Here is a 19765-nt window from a genome sequence, read left to right on the forward strand (position 1 = left end):
TAATGGAGAGAAAGGAGATGACTATGACAGAATTGAAACATGAAATTGATGCAAACTTTGCAGGCCGACTTAATATCCTACGTGCAGGTGTTCTCGGTGCTAATGATGGGATTATTTCCATCGCTGGAGTCGTCATCGGTGTTGCTAGTGCGACGAACAATATCTGGATTATCTTTTTATCAGGATTGGCTGCTATCCTTGCTGGTGCTTTTTCTATGGCAGGTGGCGAATATGTCTCTGTATCCACTCAGAAAGACACGGAGGAAGCCGCTGTTGCCAGAGAACAGTTGCTCTTGAATAAGGACATCGAATCTGCAAAACAATCCCTCTATGCTGCTTACCTTCAAAATGGTGAGTGTGAAACGTCCGCCCAACTCTTGACCAACAAGGCCTTTTTAAAAAATCCACTCAAAGCCTTGGTTGAGGAAAAATACGGTATCGAGTACGAAGAATTTACCAATCCTTGGCATGCTGCTATCTCTAGCTTTATCGCCTTTGTACTGGGAAGTCTTCCTCCTATGCTTTCCATTATCGTCTTTCCAAGTGACTATCGCATCCCTGCTACTGTTTTTATCGTAGCCCTCTCCCTTCTCGTCACTGGTTATACCAGTGCTAAACTAGGCAAGGCTCCTACGAAAACTGCTATGATCCGTAACCTCTGTATCGGACTTCTCACCATGGGTGTAACCTTCCTCTTGGGACAACTCTTTAGTATCTAAGATAAAAGAAATACCTCGACAAATATCGAGGTATCTTTTTTTACATTTGCACAATCTTGCGATAGCTTCTAGAGGTAATCATAAAGATTAAAACGTAGACAATGAGGAAGATGGCACAGATGGAAAGAGTGACAGTCAACATCATGGTTGCATCTAGTACCCCAATGACTTTTAGGATGAGGCTAAGCATATGATAGGCAAAGGCGAGGTGTAGGAAGGCAAAGAGCAAAGGAAGGAAGAAAACAGTTAAGACCTGTTTGTTGATGGTTTGCTTGATTTGCTTTTGATCGAGACCGACTTTTTGCAAAATGATAAATCGTTCGCGATCTTCGTACCCTTCAGAGATTTGTTTGTAGTAGATGACAAGAACTGTTCCCACCATAAAGATGATAGAGAGGAAGATACCGATGAAGAAGACTCCACCAAAGAGAGCACTCATCTGCGCACTACTATCAGCCAGATTGCTTCCGTAAACATAGCTTCCTTCTTTGTTTAATTCCCTATTAAAGTTGTTGACAAATTTTGAATAGTCATCTGCAATTTTAAGCTGCTCGTCCTCACTAGCCGTTACATTCATACCACCATAGTATTGATTAAAGATGGAAGAGTTAGGATGCTGGTCAAGAAAGGCTTTCAAGTCAGGAACAACCAGATAGTTATAGTCCGAAGTTAGAATATTGTACTGATTTGGGACATGTTCAAGAATAAAATCTTTTTTGATTTCTTCCTTGATTGTGTAAGTCTGGTCATTCAGAGTCAGTTCTTTTTGTCCTTGAAGTTCTTTGTTTTTAGTAAACAATCCAACTTCCTTACCTGAAAGTGCAAGTTTTTGCCCCGTCATATTCTCATAGTCTTTTTGGTCAAAGACCATAAAAATAGTTTTCGGTTGAACACGATTTTGACCTTTCTCAAAAATTGTCAATTTTGTACCTTCTTGATTTGCCACACCAAAGTTACTGTATGTAAGGACTTCTTTCTTTGTTACAGTCAATCCCTTATCGCTAGCATACTGGCTCAAGAGTTTTTCGATGTCTTCTTTTTCAACATTCTGTCCTGTTATCCCAAAATCATGTGGATTCATGACCTTTTTGAAAGTCTCTGAAGCCTTGAAGACACTCGTTGTAGCAGACATAGTCACCAAGACCATTGTTGAGAGAATAGCAATCGTCGCTAGACCAACCGCATTTTTCTTCATGCGGAAAATAAGATTGGATACGGAAATCATGTTATTAGGTTGGTAATAGTAACGCTTATTTTTCTTCAATATTTGTAGGAAAACTGTGATCCCTGCATTAAACAAGAGATAGGTACCAAAGATTACCAACAAGACTGCTACGAAGAAAATCAGAACAGCAGAAAGTGGGTTTTCGACTGTTATTGCCAGGTAGTAACCAGCTGCTAGACTGATTAGACCTAGAATAGTTTGGAAACCTAAGAATCGTCCTTTTTTCTCACCACTGGCTTTTTCACGAGAGAGCTGAAGGGCATTCATGCGTGCGATGCGAAAGGCATTGATAAAAATCAAACCTAGGAAGATTGCCCCAAAGACAATGAGAACTAGGATAAAGACAATTGGTTGGAAAGTCGAAACGAGCTCTACTTTCATCTTCATCAACTTCAGAAGAAGGGCAAAGATTAGCTTATCAAAGAGAGCTCCTAGGCCGAGACCAGCTGTCAAGGTCAAGAAACCAAAAATAAGAAGCTCCTTAAAAACCATACTGATCAAATGGCGCTTTTCAAGACCCAGCATACCATATACACCCAGCTCCTTTGAGCGGTTCTTCATGACAAAACTATTGGCATAAAGGACAATAATTCCAGAAGCGATGGTAACAACCACCATACCGAGAGCGAGGGTCATAGAGATAGTTTCTCCCCCACGGATCTTGCCAATATTAGGATTAAGTGACAGTGAGTAAAAGAGATAGGTGATGGTCACAGCTAAGAGAACAGCAAGAGCAAAGGGATAGTAGAGTTTGCGGTTTTTGATTAAGTTCGAAACCGCTAACTTATTGGTTAATCGAAACATACTAATTCACCTCGCTTGCCATAACAGTCAAAGTATCAGAGATTTCTTGGAACATCTGACGCTCTGTCTTGTCTCCACGGTAGATTTGGTTGTAAAGAATGCCGTCCTTGATAAAGAGAACGCGCTTGGCCCTGCTGGCTGCTGCCGTTGAGTGGGTTACCATAAGAATAGTTTGGCCACGCTCATTGATTTCATCAAAAACATCTAGAAGAGCCGCAGATGACTTGGAGTCAAGGGCTCCTGTTGGCTCATCGGCAAGAAGAATTTCAGGTTCGGTGATAATAGCGCGTGCTACTGCTACCCGCTGTTTTTGACCACCTGAGATCTCATAAGGGTACTTCTCTTGCAATTGGTTGATGCCCAGATTTTCAGCGGTTACTACCAATTTCTTCATCATTTCCGTAATGGATTTTCGTGATAAAACTAACGGAAGCAAGATATTGTCCTTAACAGACAAGGTATCTAGTAAGTTAAAGTCTTGGAAGACAAATCCCAACTTTTCACGACGGAAACTTGAAGCCTGGGAATTCTTAATAGTTGCTGTGTCTGTTCCATTTAGGTAAACCTGACCACGAGTTGGTTTGTCAAGCATTGCTAGGATGTTGAGTAGGGTAGACTTCCCTGAGCCAGACTCTCCCATGATAGCAACGTAGTCACCCTTTTCTACAGTAAAGTGAATGTCTTTGAGTGCTTCTACTTGGTTGCCTTGGAAACGTGTTTTGTAGATTTTTTGAACGTGTTTTACATCTAAAAGTGTCATGATTTTCTCCTTCTTAATATCCCATCATTTGAAACTGTGCTTGCATCATAGCGCATCCCAGTTGAACACGCTCGATATCTTTTTGACTTGGTTTTCTTGTTTTCTTTTGTAAGATTCTTTTCATGTTTTTGCTCCTTTGTTCTTTATGAGTCTAGTTTATCGCAAAAAAAGGCGGCCTGCCATAACCTAACCTTACAAAAGAGACTTTAATCTTACATTTTTGTAAGATTGAGGAATTTTTTTGAAAATAGCTACTATAAGAAGTCCTGTCATTGCTTGTTTTATTCTTAAAATAATAGTAAAATTAAATTATGAAAAGGCTTTCTTTAACATCTTTTAAAAGAATTGGCTTTCTGCTAATTATTTTTAAAAGTGCTAAACTATCATTCGTATCACTGCTATAAGGAGGGAGGTTCAGCCCCTCTTTTTAGAAAGAGGTTCCTATGAAACGTGTTTTTCTCTTCATCAGCAATCTTCTTTTAACTTTCTTTCTCATTGCCACTCTGTCCTTTTGGAAAGACTCTCTTCCACAAATCCTGTTCCCGGGTGCAGCAGTATTAAGTGGGCAAGCAGATTATTCTACCGTTAAAGAAGAATTAAATAGTCTTGCTAAAGAACATAATAGTCTTATCGCAAGAACCATTTGGGAAGTAGATAGTGATGGAAAATCACAAACTTACTACGAAGTTTTTGGAGATGGGAAACTCCCAGACTGGATGCCTCCAGCAAGTCAAGAAAGCATTCGCAAAAGCGATCTTCTCAACAACTACAATATTATCAGCGGATCCCTAACTAGTCAAGAATTGGCCACTCATCTGAAAGAACTTGGACTAGAAAAAGCGAATGCATTTGAAAATGACAGAGTATCCTTTGTACTTGCCCTCTTTACCCAACCTGATCAGCTCATCAGTATGTTAATCTTTTTACTGACTTTCTTAGCTTTGATTGTTATTGGTCAGATTCAATCTCTTTCTCAGTCAGGGATTAGATTGATTTCTGGAGAGCGACTGAGCTATCTCTTCTTTCGTTCTCTCGCAAGAGACGGACTTGATATCCTTCTTTTTGGTCTACCTGCTTTGCTGATAGCATGTATCTTGCTCATTTCCTTGGGATATCCTTATGAAGTTCAGACTTTTCTAGGAATACTTTTTATTCTTTACAATAGCCTACTTCTCTTACTTAGTCTTCTAATTGCCTTTCTTTTTACCATTTCTTTAAAAAAAGTCCATCTCCTCTCTATCATCAAAGGTAAATTACCAATCAAGTCAATTCTACGCATTCTCTACTTTGGTCAGGTACTTGCCATTCTACTGGTTATTGTAGGATTTGGACGTATGTCTACTTACTATCATATACTTGAGAAAAATGAGGCTGGACAAGCTACTTGGGAACAACGCTCCAATGTTGTTACTCTTAAAACAGGGCGTTCCAGTCAGATGAAAAATTTAGATGAACTGCAGACAAATGCTGATAAATGGTTTGACTTTATTCAATATTCTTTAGAAAATGGAAATGCCTTTCTAGTCAAACATAATCTCGCTATTCAAGCTATAAAACATTCTCTTTCAACTCATAATGATTCTGAACAAAATCCCTATGACTTGGAAGGGAAAAATATTCTCTATGTAACACCTGACTACTTCAAAAAAGAAGGTATAGAGTTAACATCAGAAACCTTTAAAAAAATCAATAATCTAAAAGATGGACAGGTTCTTGTAATACTACCTCAAGAACAAAAGAAAAATGAGGAACAAATAAAACAAAACATACAAGAAGATTTAACTAATCAATTATACAGTAGTGATACAAAGCATAGAGTCGAAGTTAGTATAACTTATACTGATCAAAAAAAAGATGTATTCATTTATAATACCACCCATATCGCTTATGATCAATGGTTATTAAATCCCATCTTTCTTGTGCTTTCTCCTAAAGCACTTGGTAAGGTTTCCTCCATCTTCTGGTTTACAAATCTAGAATATCTCTATTTTACAGACCTCCACCAGACACAAGAACTTTTGAAACACTATCAACTTGATCAAATGGTCTCAGGACTATCGTCTGCTAGGGAAACCTATCTCCAGTTAAATCAAAAAATTAAAATCGAAATTTTTAGTAACTTAGCGAGTGCTATGTTTGCTATTTTGACTTCAATTTTGCTGTTTACAAGTTTAAATCTGCTCTATTTTGAAGCCTTTCGCAAAACCATATTCTTGAAAAAAATAGCAGGCTATTATTTCTTTGAATTACACAATAGATATATCACTTCTCAAATAGCAGCTCTCTTTCTCGGAAGTAGTCTAGCTTTCATTATTTCTAAGAATATCTGGATTACCCTGATCCTATTTTTCAGCTTTTTAAGTTTAGCCGTTCTTCTATTGAAGATCTTTGATAAGAAGGAAAGCAAAACCTATGTTAGCATTATCAAAGGAGGATAGCATGATTGAATTGCAACATATTTGGAAACAATTTGGTTCTCGTATTATTTTTTCAGACTTGAATCTGAATTTTCAAAGTGGTATGGTGTATGCTTTGATAGGAGACAGTGGTTGTGGAAAAACCACTTTGCTCAATATGCTTGCAAAACTAGAGACTTTCGACAAAGGAGAAATCGTTTACAAAGAAAAGTCTTTGACTTCACTAAAAAATGAGGAATTCTATCGTAACGAGCTAGGTTATCTCTTCCAGAACTTCGGACTATTAGAAAGTCAGACCATTCGAGAAAACCTTGAGCTGGGACTGATTGGTAAAAAACAGAACAAGAAACAAGAAAAAGAGAGACTTCTTCTTCAAGCACTGCAAGCTGTCAGACTGGATTATCTAAGTCTCAACCAAAAAATCTATGAATTATCTGGTGGTGAAGCTCAACGCGTAGCGCTTGCTAAGATTATCCTGAAAGATCCTCCTTTAATTTTAGCCGATGAGCCTACCGCCTCGCTAGATCCAAAAAATTCCAAGGAAATTATGGAAATTCTCCTTGAACTTCGTAATGCTAATAGAACAATTATCATCGCAACTCACAATCCTAGTATTTGGAAAATGGCTGATCAGGTAATTCATCTCTCTCAAGATGGAAAAGAATATACTTAAATATCAAAATCCCTTGTGGCTAAATAACCACAAGGGATTTTCAGTCATTTATGCTACTTCTTTTAAGTAACATAGTGCAAATAATAAATTTTCCCTGTTAAATCTCACCAAAACCAGCCATCATTATCTTCAATGGCCTCGGCTTCCTTGCGTTTGCGTGGTCCTGTTCCATACATTTCTGCTTCAATCTCTTCCTTAGTTGGTAGGATAGAGGCGAGGATGATGTAAATAATCACACCAATTCCAAAATTTGCCACAGTAAAAATGGCGAAGAGAAAACGGACTAGGGTTACATCAAGTTTCCACTTGTCTGATAGACCAGCTAAAACTCCTGACACCATACGATTTCGTCTCAATTTATAAAATTTTGTATTCATGATTGTTTCCTCTTTCGGTATTCTTACAAGTAGTATAGCATGAATCAGAACTATCAACATCAGTCCTTAGGCCGATTTAAGATGACGAGTTTACCTCGACAGACGCCACAGCGATAGCGTTTCGTGTCAATCTTTCTCTTGCGTTGATAGGATTGCTGGCAGGATTGGCACTGATAGACTAGGTAGGTACTTTGGGCTTTCAAAGGGGGAACAAAGCGCAGTCCATCCACTTCTTTCAAAAGTTCCTTAAAATCTCGGTCCTTGTGGCGATACCCCTTCTTTTGAAAATAAAGGTGATAGTGACAGAGTTCATGGCGCACGATTTTGCGAAAGACTTCCAAACCTAGTTCGTTATAAACCTTTGGATTAAAATCCAAATGACCATCCTTGGGGAAAAATCGTCCACCTGTCGTTCGCAGACGAGAATTCCACTGGGCTTGGTGAGTGAAAGGTCTACCAAAGTCTTCTAGGGAAACAGACTTAACGTACTCAGTTAGATTCATCTGGAGCTAGGAGCGACAGATTGACTTTTTCACGTTCAGTATCGATTTTCTTGACCCAAACCGTTACCAAATCTCCGACTGACACCACTTGGCTGGGATGTTTGATAAATTTACGACTCATATGAGAAATATGAATCAAGCCGTCCTCGTGAATTCCGATATCAACAAAGGCACCGAAGTCAACGACATTACGCACCACACCTTCCAGCTTCTGGCCGACTTTTAAGTCTTTGATATCCAGAACATCTTGACGAAGAACAGGTGCATCAAAAGAGTCACGAAAGTCACGACCTGGTTTGAGAAGGTCGGCAATGATATCTTTAAGGGTTTCTGGGCCAAGGTCCAGTTCTTGCGCCACTTCTTTTATTGAAAGGGACTTAAGCTTATTTTGTGCTTCTTCATTCAAATCCTTGATATCCAAGCGTTTGAAGAGCTCCTTAACCGCAGCATAGTTCTCTGGGTGAACTCCAGTATTATCGAGGATATTGCTACTTTCCGGAATACGGAGGAAACCAGCTGCCTGTTCAAAGGCCTTGGCCCCTAGACGAGGAACCTTCTTGATTTGGGCGCGTGAAGTGATTTTTCCTTCTTCCTCACGATATTTGACAATATTTTCAGAGATAGTTTTATTGAGTCCAGCTACATGGGAGAGAAGTGCTGGGCTGGCTGTATTGACATTGACGCCAACCTGGTTAACCACGGTATCCACGACAAAATCCAGACTTTCAGATAGTTTCTTCTGACTAACATCGTGCTGGTATTGCCCGACACCGATTGACTTAGGATCGATTTTGACCAATTCGGCAAGGGGATCTTGCAAACGACGGGCGATAGAGATAGCCGATCGTTTTTCAACGGTCAAGTCTGGAAACTCTTGACGAGCAAGTTCACTGGCAGAGTAGACAGAAGCGCCACTTTCATTGACAATAACATAGCTGACTTCTGGAAAATCTTTCAGAACTTCCGCCACAAAGGCTTCACTTTCACGGCTTGCAGTACCATTTCCGATGGCAATAATCTCTACACCGTATTGACCGATCAGGTCGGCTAAGTCTCGCTTGGCTTCTTCAATCTGACGAGCAGAGGCTGGTTTAACAGGATAGATGACCTGTGTCGTCAGCATTTTCCCCGTCGCATCAACGACAGCCAGCTTGGCACCTGTACGAAAGGCAGGGTCAAATCCTAGAACCACGCGCCCTTTTAGCGGAGCAACCAAGAGGAGATTACGCAGATTATCCGAAAAGAGTTGGATCGCCCCTTCTTCTGCTTTCTCAGTCAATTCTGTCCGAATGCGTCGCTCAATAGCAGGCAAGACTTTTTTCTTAACAGATTGCTGAACCACTTCATCAATATAGGCATTCTTCACCTTGAAACGAGCGGCAAAGAAAGATAGAATACGATCCGTTGCATGTTCAAAGCCGACTTTTAAGACACCTAGTTTCTCCCCACGGTTGAGCGCCAAGGTACGATATCCCTGCATGTTGCCAACTGTCTCTGAGAAATCGTAATAAATCTGAAAAACTTGCTTCTCATCGAGACTTTCATCCTTGACTTGTGAAGTGATTTTAGAGTGTCTCAGCACTTCCTGATAGGTCAGTGAGCGCAAGTTGACATCTTCTGATAAGGCTTCTACCAAGATATCAACTGCACCAGCTAAGGTTGCTTGACCAGTCGTAAATCCTTCACAGACAAACTTTTCGGCCTCTTTCTCTAAGTCAGCTACGTTTTGCAAGATTAAGCGAGCAAGAGGAAAGAGTCCAGCTTCACGGGCAATGGTTGCCTTGGTCCGTCGCTTTTCCTTGTAAGGAAGATAGAGTTCTTCTACATCTGCTAATTTCTCAGCTGCCAGAATAGCTGTTTCCAATTCCTTTGTTAGCTTGCCTTGGTCTTGAATCTTAGACAAGACAGCTTCTTTACGGTCGTTGAGATTTGTCAGACTTTTATCCAAGTCGATAATAGCCTTAATCGCCACTTCATCCAGACTACCAGTCATATCCTTGCGATAACGCGCGATGAAGGGAATCGTCGCCCCTTCAGCCGTCAAACTTAGAACAGTATCGATTTGCTTTAAGGTTACACCCAAATCTTGGGAGATTTTTTCATATTTTTTATCCATAAAACTATTATACCATAAGGAACAGCCCTTGTTTCCCCTTACCTATTTTTACCTCTTTGATTATCAAAATAATCCCATTTCCACAAAATAATAGTATAATAGAGGTAGAATTTAGAAAAGAGGTAAGCCCATGGCTGTTAAATTTACAAAAACGGATGACTTGGACAAGATGTTTGAAGAATTTGCTAAACTTCCTGACTTAACACAAGTCACTTTCCCAGATAATAAAGACAAAAAAGAAAAAGTTGAGAAGAAAAAATAGATGACGATTTTTCAATCTCTTCCTCCTAGCATCTTACAAGCGGGAGCTATTTTTCTCTCTATCATCATCGAATCCCTTCCTTTTGTCCTGATTGGGAGTCTCATTTCGGGGGTGATTGAGGTCTATATCACACCTGATAAAGTTTATGAGTTTCTTCCTCGCAATCGTTGGGGAAGAATCTTTTTTGGTACCTTCATTGGCTTTCTCTTTCCTTCTTGTGAGTGTGGAATCGTACCGATTATCAATCGTTTTCTGGAAAAGAAAGTCCCTAGCTACACAGCCGTTCCCTTTCTGGTGACTGCTCCCATCATCAATCCTATCGTTCTTTTCGCTACCTATTCTGCCTTTGGTAATTCCTTAAAAATTACCTTCTTGCGATCTCTGGGAGCTATTGTGATTGCTTTGGTTCTGGGGATTTTCCTAGGATTTTTCTGGAAGGAACCCATTCAAAAAGAGAATTCTATTACTTGTCATGAACATGACTTTTCACACTTGACTCCTGCTAGAAAAGTCTTTCAGGTCTTTATACAAGCTATTGACGAGTTTTTCGATATGGGGCGTTACTTGGTCTTTGGTTGTCTCTTTGCAGCTATCGTACAGGTCTATGTCCCAACTCGGATCCTGACCTCTATCAGTGCTAATCCAGTCCTTGCGATTCTCTTGCTCATGTTTCTTGCCTTTCTCCTCTCTCTTTGTAGCGAGGCGGACGCCTTTATCGGTGCTTCTCTCCTCTCGAGCTTCGGCCTAGCGCCAGTCCTTGCCTTTCTGGTCATTGGCCCCATGCTTGATATCAAAAATCTTCTCATGATGAAACACTATCTCAAAGCGCGCTTCATCTGGCAATTCATGGGCATCGTGACAGTGCTTGTCTTGCTTTATTCTTACATGATAGGAGTGATGCTATGATCCGATTTTTCATTTTACTTGGTTATTTTGCCCTAACTCTGTATCTGCAGCTATCTGGCAAGCTCAGTCACTACATCAACCTCCACTATTCCTATCTAGTCTATATCTCCATGCTCCTTTCTCTTCTGTTGGCTCTGGTCCAATTCTATATCTGGATTAAGAAAATCAACTCTCACAGCCATTTGGAAAGTCGTCGAGCTAGACGAATCAGCATCCTGTTACTGTCACTACCTCTGTTGATTGGAGTTGCCTTTCCGACAGTAAGTTTGGACTCGAGAACCGTATCTGCTAAGGGATATCATTTCCCACTTGCTGAGGGAATCAACACAGCCATTCAGGCAAGCGAAGGCACATCCAGTCAATACCTTAAACCCGATACCAGTACCTATTTTTCAAAATCTGCTTATGAAAAGGAAATGAGGGCTACAGCTGATAAATACCTCTCCCAGCCAACCATTCAAGTTACTGATGAAAACTATATGGAGGTCATGGAAATTCTCTATGACTACCCTCAAGAGTTTGAAGGAAAGAAAATCGCGTTTACAGGCTTTGTCTATAACGACCCTAGCCACCCAGATAGCCAATTCCTCTTTCGCTTTGGAATCATCCACTGTATCGCAGACTCTGGAGTATATGGACTCCTGACTAAGGGAAACTCACGCCAGTATCCTGACAATACCTGGATTACTGCCAAAGGAACTCTCACTCTCCACTATCATAAAGAACTCAAACAAAAACTCCCAACACTGGAAGTTGAGAGTTTCACAAAAGTAGACAAACCAGAAAATCCTTACGTTTATCGCGTGTTTTAATAAAAAGTGATCCAACAACAGACAAATTACTTTTTAAAGTAGCTTGTCTTTTTTGTTCTCCTAGTTCAACAAAATCAACACACAATCTTTCAAACAATAGAAAAAGTCCCAAGAAATAAGATTTCTCGAGACCATAAAAATGTTAACAAGATAGGGTTGACAATCATCACATATCATAGCTTAACTGCAATAGAGTTGTGATAGAAAACGTTGATTTACTAGAAAAAATAAAACTCATATTAAACTGAATATTTCAGTTTCTTACTGGCATAAAGCTATTTGAGTTTAATTTAACAACCACTAACCTCTATTAACGCCACCAAATGCTGAACCAAAAACGGAAGTAGAATCCTAAGAACATAATGTGCACCTCCTTTTAAAAACGTTTTTCCATCTCAACTATATTATATATTTTCTTGTGGAGAATTGCAAATTTTTTCAGTCAAATTACTAGCTTTTTTCAAAAAAATATGATAAAAGACAAAATTTTATATTAAAAATAGTTATTTACTTTCGGTTTCTGTAAAATGAAGACATAATATAAATGCACTAAGTCCCATAACTGGATTTTTTCTGTCAAACTTTTGAAGCTAGTTCATAACTTCCAGTAGTTGAAATTATAAACTAGCCTCTTTTCTGCGTCATGAATCTCTGCTTTTTACTGTTTTTCTTCAGCTCAGTCGGACTGCTTCCCATTTTGTAATAAAGCTCTTACCTCGTCTGCTCCAATTTTATCCTCAGCTTTTTCAAAGAGTTGAATAGATTGATAAAAATAATCTCGTGATTTATTTGAATTTTGCTTCAGATAAATCTCTCCCATCCCTCTATAGGAACATGCTTGGGCAATGAAGTCCTCAGTTGTCAAAGCAAAATCTAGGGATTCTTGCATATATCTTTCTGCCTCTTCTAGATTTCCCAACTTTAAACGAAGGTAGCCTTGTTCATAGTTGTTAACAGAAAATTTCAAAGCATCATTGGGAAAATATTTTTTTATAATTTGTATTTCCTGATCGATATAGAGTAGAGCTTTTTGAAAATGACCCATTTCCCTGTAAATCATCGCTAACTGATGATAACCAATATGTTCATTTTCTTGGTCACTTTTAGTTCGGGCTAAGTCAATATAATGCTGGTAAATACTTAAGCACTCGCTATAATTTTGCTCTTCAAGATAGATATAGCCCATCAAATTTAATAAACTAAAATTAGTGCAAGTTTCCAAAGAAAAATCAGCTTCAACTAATTTTTTAGCCTCTTCAATTTTTCCTTCAAACAATAATTCCCATGCTTGATTCATGCTTATTCTCCTGCATCTTACGTTGTATAGAAATCTATTGATAAATCGCTATCAGATTCGTATTTTTTCCAAGCTAAACTGAATCCATAATAATCTTCAAATTCAGGGTGCCAGTCATAATAAAGTGGGATACGGCTATATTTTCTTGCAGCAACTTCGTCTTCAAATTCTGGAGATTCCCCTGCAGTAATACCAAATTGAAGACCATTTAGTTCCCAGCTATTGCCCCAAGCATTTTCATCAGAAAGAACATCAATCCATCTAGAGGCATCAATATCAAAATCTGCACATAATTCCAGCTCATAGAATCTTCTACAGTTAATCTCTAAAGGCTTTATATAAAGGGCGCCATCCACTTGGTACTTTTTATCTTTGACTTGAATCTGTGTGATTTTCATTGGAATTGGAACTCCATTTAATTCTAACCAGAAATAACCTAAGGGAGTTTTGATACCATGATATGTTTGCTGAGTGACAGGTTTAGCATTTTTAGAGCAAGCATCAAGAATTCTTCCAAGCTTAATTAAATTTCTACAAACGATTTTCGAAGTGAATGGGTCGAAATGTGAATACCTACGGATGACACGTTTTAACTTTTCAACAGGAAAGGTAATATCCTTTGGTAGGGCATGATACTTCTGTACAACTAAAGCAGTTTTTTCAGTATTTTCTTTCCCTACTGGGACAATAACAGCGTGCCCAATATGGATATTTGGGTCATCGCAGATATAAGTATAGCCATTCCCTCCCTCCTGAAACTCAACCACAACAAGATTTAGCTCTTGATCTGGATCAAAGAGAGGCTCTACCTTTTCTACTTCTTGGCGCTCATAAAAAGTAAAGCGATCTCCATCCCCGTCTTCGCCAAAAACCATGAAGCTTCCACACTCAGGGCACTTCCACATATAAAAAGAAGCTTCTGAAATATCATCATAAGAAATTTTATTATGGTCGTCAGCTTTATTCATGATTTCTTCAAACAACTCATCCAAATAAACTGAATAAGCATTTGGATCGGGCGCTAGGTGGTCGTTCATTGCTTGCCCGCATTTACATGTCCATTTCCCCATAAACAACCTCAGTCGTAACTTAATTCTTCAAGGAAAAATTGATTTAGAGCTTTCCAGTCTTTCTTCATCTCAGTAACGCTTTGAACGTATACATCAAGCTCTTGGATATTATCTAAAATATAATCTTGAATTGGCTTAATCGGATCAATTTCCATACCTTCAGGACCGTTTACCTTGATATTAAGCAAACTTGACACATGCTCCTTCATTTGAGACGGAAGCAATTCTTTGACCAAATCGTCAAATAAAATCGGAGGGACTGAATGGTATTTTTCTATCCAACGACAAGCCAAAATGGGACGCAGCACGTAGAAATACTTTTTAGGTTTGACCTTGTCTCCAGAAAGATACTTATTCATTTGAGTTCTAGCAGTATTCAAGTAATGGTAGAGCATTTTTTTCTCTGAAAAATACTGGTTTGCAAGAGGACGTATACGTTCGATAAAATCCGTTTGTTGATAAACAATTGGCGACTGTAACCATTCAAACAGTGTAGGATTTGACTTATAAAGGAGTTTTAAAGTTTTGTCTAAATCCCAACCGCTCACATCCCAAGTATCGTCAATTGGTAACTCGATAACATCACGCTGTTCATTCAAATGGAGATAAAAATCTCGCTTGTGTTTGTAGATAAATCGTACATCAAAGTCACTATCAGGAGACTCAAAGCCCCATGCACGACTACCAGACTCGATAGCCCACAAAACTGTGACTCCATAATCACGCTCAATTTCTGCTAATTTTTCAGGTACCAGAATATTCATTTCTTCTTGCGTTTGCATTTATAACCTCTTATTATTTACGCTGCTTCTCCAGCTCGATCATTGATGAGTTCAATTGTTTGGACAATATTACGAAGTATAGGGAGTTGGTGTTGAAAGAGTAGTTGAACCGAACCATACGATTTAAACGGCTCTTGTGTTAAAACTTTAGTCTCCAAACAACCATTTTCTACAATGTAATCTACAATCAATTTCACAAAGGAAATCTGCTTGGCATTGAGACTCTCATCCGATAAAAATTTAGAAAAAACTTGATTGGCAGACTCTCTATCCAAACCAATAATCTCACGAACCAATCTAGGAATTGCCTTATTTTCATAATGTTGTTGGTAATCTGACTTGCTACCTAATTTTTCCCATAACAATGTTTCAAGTGCAAGTAAATCCTGAGAGGTCAATTTTTCATTATGGTATAACTTAGAAATTGCTTCATCATCTAGATGAGTTCTCAAATAATGTTCAACTTTTTCATTATAAGATCGTAGGTCATTGACTTGTAAATATGGCTTAGTATCATGGACAGTGGAAAGAATGTGATCATCAAAATTGACATAATATACAGTGCGTTCCGGTTTATCCAGAAACTGTAGTAAATCTCGAAGCGCAAGGCGTATTTTTTCCAACTCGGATAAACTAACTTCTTCCCAAAATTCAGGTTCTTGTACTTTCCTGATAATTTCAGCCTGTGCAAAAACCTGTGGGATATTGCCAACCCTAGCAAGGGCTTTAGCTGTTTTCATAACTTGAGATATATGGACAGTTGCTGGCTTAGCCAACAGTTGTCCTAACTGTATCTGAAACAGCCATAAATCAAATCGTCTCGCCATCTCGTCTTCTTTATTTTCTTCAAATAGAATCGGAGAAAGATCTTTCTGGATTGTTTCACTTGTGACGGTCGTTAGATTTTGCCAATTTTCCAACTTTCTGTAAGTATAAACTGTATCTAAGACCATACGAACCCTAAAGTCTAACTCATTTAAGCTCACCATACGTCCATGAAGTTCTGAGACGAGTTGTTGACGGTATTCTCTAGCAAACTGATCATCTTGATAACGAAGCTCCTGCAGTTCACGAATCAAGTCCACCTTGGTGTTAAACAAACGTTGAGTCAGAGAAACAATGTGACGACCATCTCCTTCTCTTGGATCAGCTTTGAAATATTCAAAATTATCACCATAATCGAATACCAAGAAATTTTCCTTATCCTGCTCAGGGCCGAATAAATCTTTACAAAGACGGGTTCCACGGCCAATCATCTGCCAAAACTTAGTTTTAGAACGCACTTTCTTGAAAAAGATTAAATTAACAACCTCTGGTACATCAATACCTGTATCCAACATATCAACAGAAATTGCAATTTGAGGGTATTTCTCCTTAATTTTAAAATCATCAATTAAGGTTTGATAATGCTTAATGCTATAATCAATCACTTGAGCATAATCGCTTCCTTTTTCAGGATAGCGTTCGTTAAAAATATCTCTGATGTATTCAGCGTGTCGATGGTTTTTAGCAAAGATAATGGTTTTACCAATTGCGTCACCTGAAGCTGTCTGAATCCCTCTTGTCATTAGTTCATCTAGAACAATTTTAACTGTTTTTCTATTGAAAATAGAGGTATTAAAATCCTTAGGATCAATATCTTTCTCAGAACTACCATCTTCAAATTGACTATCAAAATATTCTTTTTCGTCTTGAGATAAATCATCGTAATGTAGACCATCCGTAGGTAGTTTCAACTTCGTTTCAATCGAATGATAAGCTACTAAATAGCCATCTTTGACAGCCTCTTCCAGATCGTATGCGTATGTTGGAACACCATTCTCCAAGTTAAAGAAACTATAGGTATTTTTATCCAAATCTTGACGCGGAGTGGCAGTTAATCCTACAATCCTTGCATCAAAATAATCAAAAATTGATTTGTATTTCTGATAAATAGAACGGTGAGACTCGTCAATTATGATGAGATCAAAGTGCCCAACAGTGAAGGGGCGTTGATTTACTTCTTCTTGATCACTGATCGCCCCTATCATAGTCGGATAGGTTGAAAAAACCATTCGACTAGATCGAGCACCATCTTTATCCTCTAAGAAATTGCAAACTGAAAGATCTGGAAGTAATTTCCTAAATGAATCATAAGCTTGCTTAACTAGGGAAGTTCTATCAGCCAAAAAAAGAACATTTTTTACCCAGTTATGACGCGAAAGGATATCAACTAGGGAAACCGCTGTGCGGGTTTTCCCAGACCCAGTTGCCATGACCAAGAGTGCCTGTCTCCGATTATTGGAGAATGCTTCACAGACACTTGTAATCGCATGTTTCTGATAATGACGTCCAGAAATGTCGTCCCTAATTTTGCTAGAAATATCCTCGAGTGGTTTTTGCAAGTGACGTCTGTCCATCAACAGTTGCAACTCTTCTTGAGAGTAGAACCCTGCAATCTGGCGACGATTAACACCATCAAGTATGTAGTGCTTCAAACCGTTGGTAATAAAGCAAATTGGCCGATAGCCGATTTGTTTCTCAAGAACTTCAGCATATTCCTTGACCTGTACTTCCCCTACTTCTGGATTTACAGATGCCTTTTTAGCTTCAACAATTGCTAGAACTTTCCCATTTTTGCCATAAAGGACATAGTCACAGTATCCAGTTCCTGTACCATGCTTCAAACCATGAACGGCTACCTCAACACGACAGTTTTCCTCAAATGTCCAACCTGCTAAACGGAGATCGATATCAATAAAGAGTTTTCTTGTCTCTGATTCAGATAGTTGATCGATATGGAAAGATACATCTTGCCGTAGAGCTGCTGTTTCACGTTTTTCAGTATAAGTCTCTTGAACAGCCAAGGACTGACTAGCCATCTGTTCATCGAAATCAGGAAGATCTGGCAAACTGTTTTGTAATTTCGCCATAGATTGTGGCGTTTCTCGAAACTTGATGTTTGCTGTAAGTGGCAATAACTTCTCATCGAAATAACGCTCCGCAAACTTGTTACTGTAGCAATAATCAATAAAATTGACAAACTGATACAAATGATGCAAAGCCAAAATCGCTTCTCGTTCCTTAATTTCTCCACCATGTGCAGCGTGATTTCCCCATCGAATTAAAAGAACAATCTGCCTGTGGAGCTCAGGATCCACAATCTCTCTAAAATCATCATCCCATACCAAAGAAGATAAAGTAGCACGATAGGGAGCTTCTAGATATGAATCGTGACTATATATCCAATGAACAGCCTGCTCCAAAGCACGACGCGCCATAAAAGCAGTAGCCACAGTAGATGTCGCAATCATATTTTCAGCTTCTATACAAGGCTTTGAAAAAGATTCATACTCTTCGTTATTTAAAAGAAAATCAAAATTTCCCATTTTTCTCTCACTTTGAATAAATAGATAGCTATATTATACTAGATTTCAAGCTATTTCTCCACAGTTTTATAACTATCCCACAAGCAAATTGTGATTTGTCGACCTGAGCCACAAAGTCTGCGAACTCGTTTTGGAGGGAAAGAGGGGGGAGGATGAAATCTAGTTCACTATATTGTTTTGCATTAATATTTGGCTGCGCAACTGCATTCTGAACTTTAGCAATAAAATCATTATAGTACTTTGTCTTTGTAAAGTGATAAACAAAAATAGGGTTCACTAGGGAATGATTAGGTATCAGTCTAATCAAGTATCCTGCATATAGTGCCGGACCATGCTTCTTCTTCGAATATAAAAAAGTTTTACCAACTGTAGCACCACTTCGAGCAAACAATATATCACCTGTATTTAATAAATATTTTTCGTCAAATTGGCTAGGTGATTTCTTTTCAGGTTTTAAATTTCCACAAGTATCAATATCGGTTATACGAATATATCTTAATCCTGAAAATTCAATTGCTGACGCGCCTGAACCGTATGCTAACTTTTCTACTGATATATCTTTTAATCGACATCTTTCCCAACCCATATCATTCAAAACAGGATCCCCAAACATCTCGTTAAATCGGGATTTGCATTTAAGAGATGAATTTTTGGTGCGAATATTTAACATTGCTTTGGTTGACCATGGCATAGGCAAGGGTAGTGTCAATTTTGCTGTGACCTAGTAGTCTTTGGACTTGTTCGATAGGCATTCCTTTATCAATCGCCTTAGTCGCTAAGGTTCTTCTGAATTTATGTGGATGAACCTTTTGTATTCCAAGTTTATGTCCTAACTTTCTCAATCGAATCTCGACACCCGCAATTCCAAGTCTCTGAGCTTTTCCAACTAGCGTTACAAAAAGAGCAGGATAGCTATCTTTTCTATCATTGAGATAGTTTCTTAAATGAATTTTCGTACGAGCATCAAAATATACGGGTCTTTCTTTTTTTCCTTTTCCAAAAACAACACACTCTCTGTTTTCAAAATCGATATCAGAACGATTCAATTGGACCAGTTCTCCTACACGCATACCTGTTGATGCTAGTAGGTCAATCATTGCCAAATCTCTTAAATTTTCACAGTTATCCCGCATAATTTCCAGATGTTCATCCGTATAAGTTTCTTTTACAGTTTGTTCTGTCTTAATTTTTTTAATCCTTCGAATAGGATTCTTGATGATATATTCCTCTTGTTCAAGCCAAGCAAAAAAAGAAGACAATATACGCCGAATATTATCCAAATTCGCCTTACTACAGTCCTTTTCAGACTGATAATTTGCTAGATAACTTCTTAAATCATCTGTTGTCAGTTGTGTCACAGACTCCTTACTATGATGAAACAAATTTTCAATTGTTCTCTGATAATAACGTATTGTTTTTGCGCTACAGCCCTCCACCTGCTTAGCAGTGATGAATAGTTGCAACAGATAATTATTCGAATACTTTTGCTGCTTTTTTCCATCCACTAGATGGCGTTCTAAACTCTCTCTCAATGCTAGTAATTGTTCATTGTTTAAAAGTGGTAACATTTCTTGTATGATAATTGTAACTTTTGATTCCATAAATTCTCACTTTCATTATTACTCATCAATAAAAAGAGGCAATATCAGTTTCTGCATCACAGAATTCTAATAT

17 protein-coding genes are annotated in these 19765 nt (G+C 38.5%); 6 read left to right on the forward strand and 11 right to left on the reverse strand.

Features of this window, described 5'->3' with window-relative positions; all coding sequences use genetic code 11:
• Nucleotides 1-23: 23 nt before the first annotated feature.
• Nucleotides 24-719 carry a VIT1/CCC1 transporter family protein gene (locus D8852_RS08165; RefSeq protein ID WP_125426162.1) on the forward strand — a complete coding sequence of 232 codons (696 nt, stop codon included), beginning with the start codon at nucleotides 24-26 and terminating at the stop codon, nucleotides 717-719.
• A gap of 40 nt (nucleotides 720-759) precedes the next feature.
• Here D8852_RS08165 and D8852_RS08170 read toward each other — a convergent pair whose 3' ends face one another.
• Nucleotides 760-2748: an ABC transporter permease gene (locus D8852_RS08170; protein ID WP_125426165.1), complete on the reverse strand. Its 1989-nt coding sequence runs from the start codon at nucleotides 2746-2748 to the stop codon at nucleotides 760-762.
• A gap of 1 nt (nucleotide 2749) precedes the next feature.
• Nucleotides 2750-3508 carry an ABC transporter ATP-binding protein gene (locus tag D8852_RS08175; protein WP_038805341.1) on the reverse strand — a complete coding sequence of 253 codons (759 nt, stop codon included), beginning with the start codon at nucleotides 3506-3508 and terminating at the stop codon, nucleotides 2750-2752.
• A 443-nt stretch (nucleotides 3509-3951) separates the two neighbouring features.
• Here D8852_RS08175 and D8852_RS08180 point away from each other — a divergent pair, with 443 nt between their 5' ends.
• On the forward strand, nucleotides 3952-5946 hold the full coding sequence (locus D8852_RS08180; protein WP_125426257.1) for a DUF1430 domain-containing protein: 1995 nt from the start codon (nucleotides 3952-3954) through the stop codon (nucleotides 5944-5946).
• Between the two features lies 1 nt (nucleotide 5947).
• Complete coding sequence (locus D8852_RS08185; protein WP_084911597.1) at nucleotides 5948-6598, forward strand: ABC transporter ATP-binding protein; 651 nt, start codon at nucleotides 5948-5950, stop codon at nucleotides 6596-6598.
• A 104-nt stretch (nucleotides 6599-6702) separates the two neighbouring features.
• Here the strand turns inward: D8852_RS08185 and D8852_RS08190 are convergent, their stop codons facing one another.
• From D8852_RS08190 to D8852_RS08200, 3 genes are read right to left on the reverse strand one after another with little or no spacing between them, the layout of a single operon-like run.
• On the reverse strand, nucleotides 6703-6975 hold the full coding sequence (locus D8852_RS08190) for a PspC domain-containing protein (protein ID WP_125426254.1): 273 nt from the start codon (nucleotides 6973-6975) through the stop codon (nucleotides 6703-6705).
• Between the two features lie 59 nt (nucleotides 6976-7034).
• Nucleotides 7035-7478, reverse strand: a complete 444-nt coding sequence (locus D8852_RS08195; RefSeq protein WP_125426251.1) for a SprT family protein — start codon at nucleotides 7476-7478, stop codon at nucleotides 7035-7037.
• Nucleotides 7465-9594, reverse strand: a complete 2130-nt coding sequence (locus D8852_RS08200; RefSeq protein ID WP_125426248.1) for a Tex family protein — start codon at nucleotides 9592-9594, stop codon at nucleotides 7465-7467. Before D8852_RS08200 ends, D8852_RS08195 begins: the two co-directional genes overlap by 14 nt.
• A gap of 130 nt (nucleotides 9595-9724) precedes the next feature.
• On the opposite strand from D8852_RS08200, the gene D8852_RS10195 reads away from it, so the two are divergent.
• From D8852_RS10195 to D8852_RS08215, 3 genes are read left to right on the forward strand one after another with little or no spacing between them, the layout of a single operon-like run.
• A complete protein-coding gene (locus D8852_RS10195; protein ID WP_125415907.1) occupies nucleotides 9725-9856 on the forward strand; it encodes an SPJ_0845 family protein in 132 nt (43 codons plus the stop codon).
• A complete protein-coding gene (locus D8852_RS08210) occupies nucleotides 9857-10762 on the forward strand; it encodes a permease (protein WP_125426245.1) in 906 nt (301 codons plus the stop codon).
• The gene (locus D8852_RS08215; protein ID WP_125426242.1) at nucleotides 10759-11574 is read left to right on the forward strand and encodes a TIGR03943 family putative permease subunit; all 816 of its coding nucleotides are present in this window, start codon (nucleotides 10759-10761) and stop codon (nucleotides 11572-11574) included. Before D8852_RS08210 ends, D8852_RS08215 begins: the two co-directional genes overlap by 4 nt.
• Nucleotides 11575-12250: 676 nt before the next feature.
• Here D8852_RS08215 and D8852_RS08220 read toward each other — a convergent pair.
• From D8852_RS08220 to xerA, 6 genes are read right to left on the reverse strand one after another with little or no spacing between them, the layout of a single operon-like run.
• A complete protein-coding gene (locus D8852_RS08220; RefSeq protein WP_125425737.1) occupies nucleotides 12251-12871 on the reverse strand; it encodes a tetratricopeptide repeat protein in 621 nt (206 codons plus the stop codon).
• 17 nt (nucleotides 12872-12888) lie between these two features.
• The gene (locus tag D8852_RS08225) at nucleotides 12889-13941 is read right to left on the reverse strand and encodes a hypothetical protein (protein WP_125425739.1); all 1053 of its coding nucleotides are present in this window, start codon (nucleotides 13939-13941) and stop codon (nucleotides 12889-12891) included.
• A gap of 8 nt (nucleotides 13942-13949) precedes the next feature.
• Nucleotides 13950-14723 carry a DNA polymerase beta superfamily protein gene (locus tag D8852_RS08230; RefSeq protein ID WP_125425741.1) on the reverse strand — a complete coding sequence of 258 codons (774 nt, stop codon included), beginning with the start codon at nucleotides 14721-14723 and terminating at the stop codon, nucleotides 13950-13952.
• Between the two features lie 17 nt (nucleotides 14724-14740).
• Nucleotides 14741-18091 carry a DEAD/DEAH box helicase family protein gene (locus tag D8852_RS08235; RefSeq protein ID WP_125425743.1) on the reverse strand — a complete coding sequence of 1117 codons (3351 nt, stop codon included), beginning with the start codon at nucleotides 18089-18091 and terminating at the stop codon, nucleotides 14741-14743.
• Between the two features lie 28 nt (nucleotides 18092-18119).
• Complete coding sequence (locus D8852_RS08240; protein ID WP_125425745.1) at nucleotides 18120-18782, reverse strand: restriction endonuclease subunit S; 663 nt, start codon at nucleotides 18780-18782, stop codon at nucleotides 18120-18122.
• Entirely contained in the window at nucleotides 18727-19692 is a 966-nt protein-coding gene (gene xerA, locus D8852_RS08245; protein WP_125425747.1) for a site-specific tyrosine recombinase/integron integrase, read from the reverse strand. Before xerA ends, D8852_RS08240 begins: the two co-directional genes overlap by 56 nt.
• Between the last annotated feature and the right edge of the window lie 73 nt (nucleotides 19693-19765).

The organism is Streptococcus mitis, from assembly GCF_003942695.1.
GTDB lineage: Bacteria > Bacillota > Bacilli > Lactobacillales > Streptococcaceae > Streptococcus > Streptococcus mitis_BD.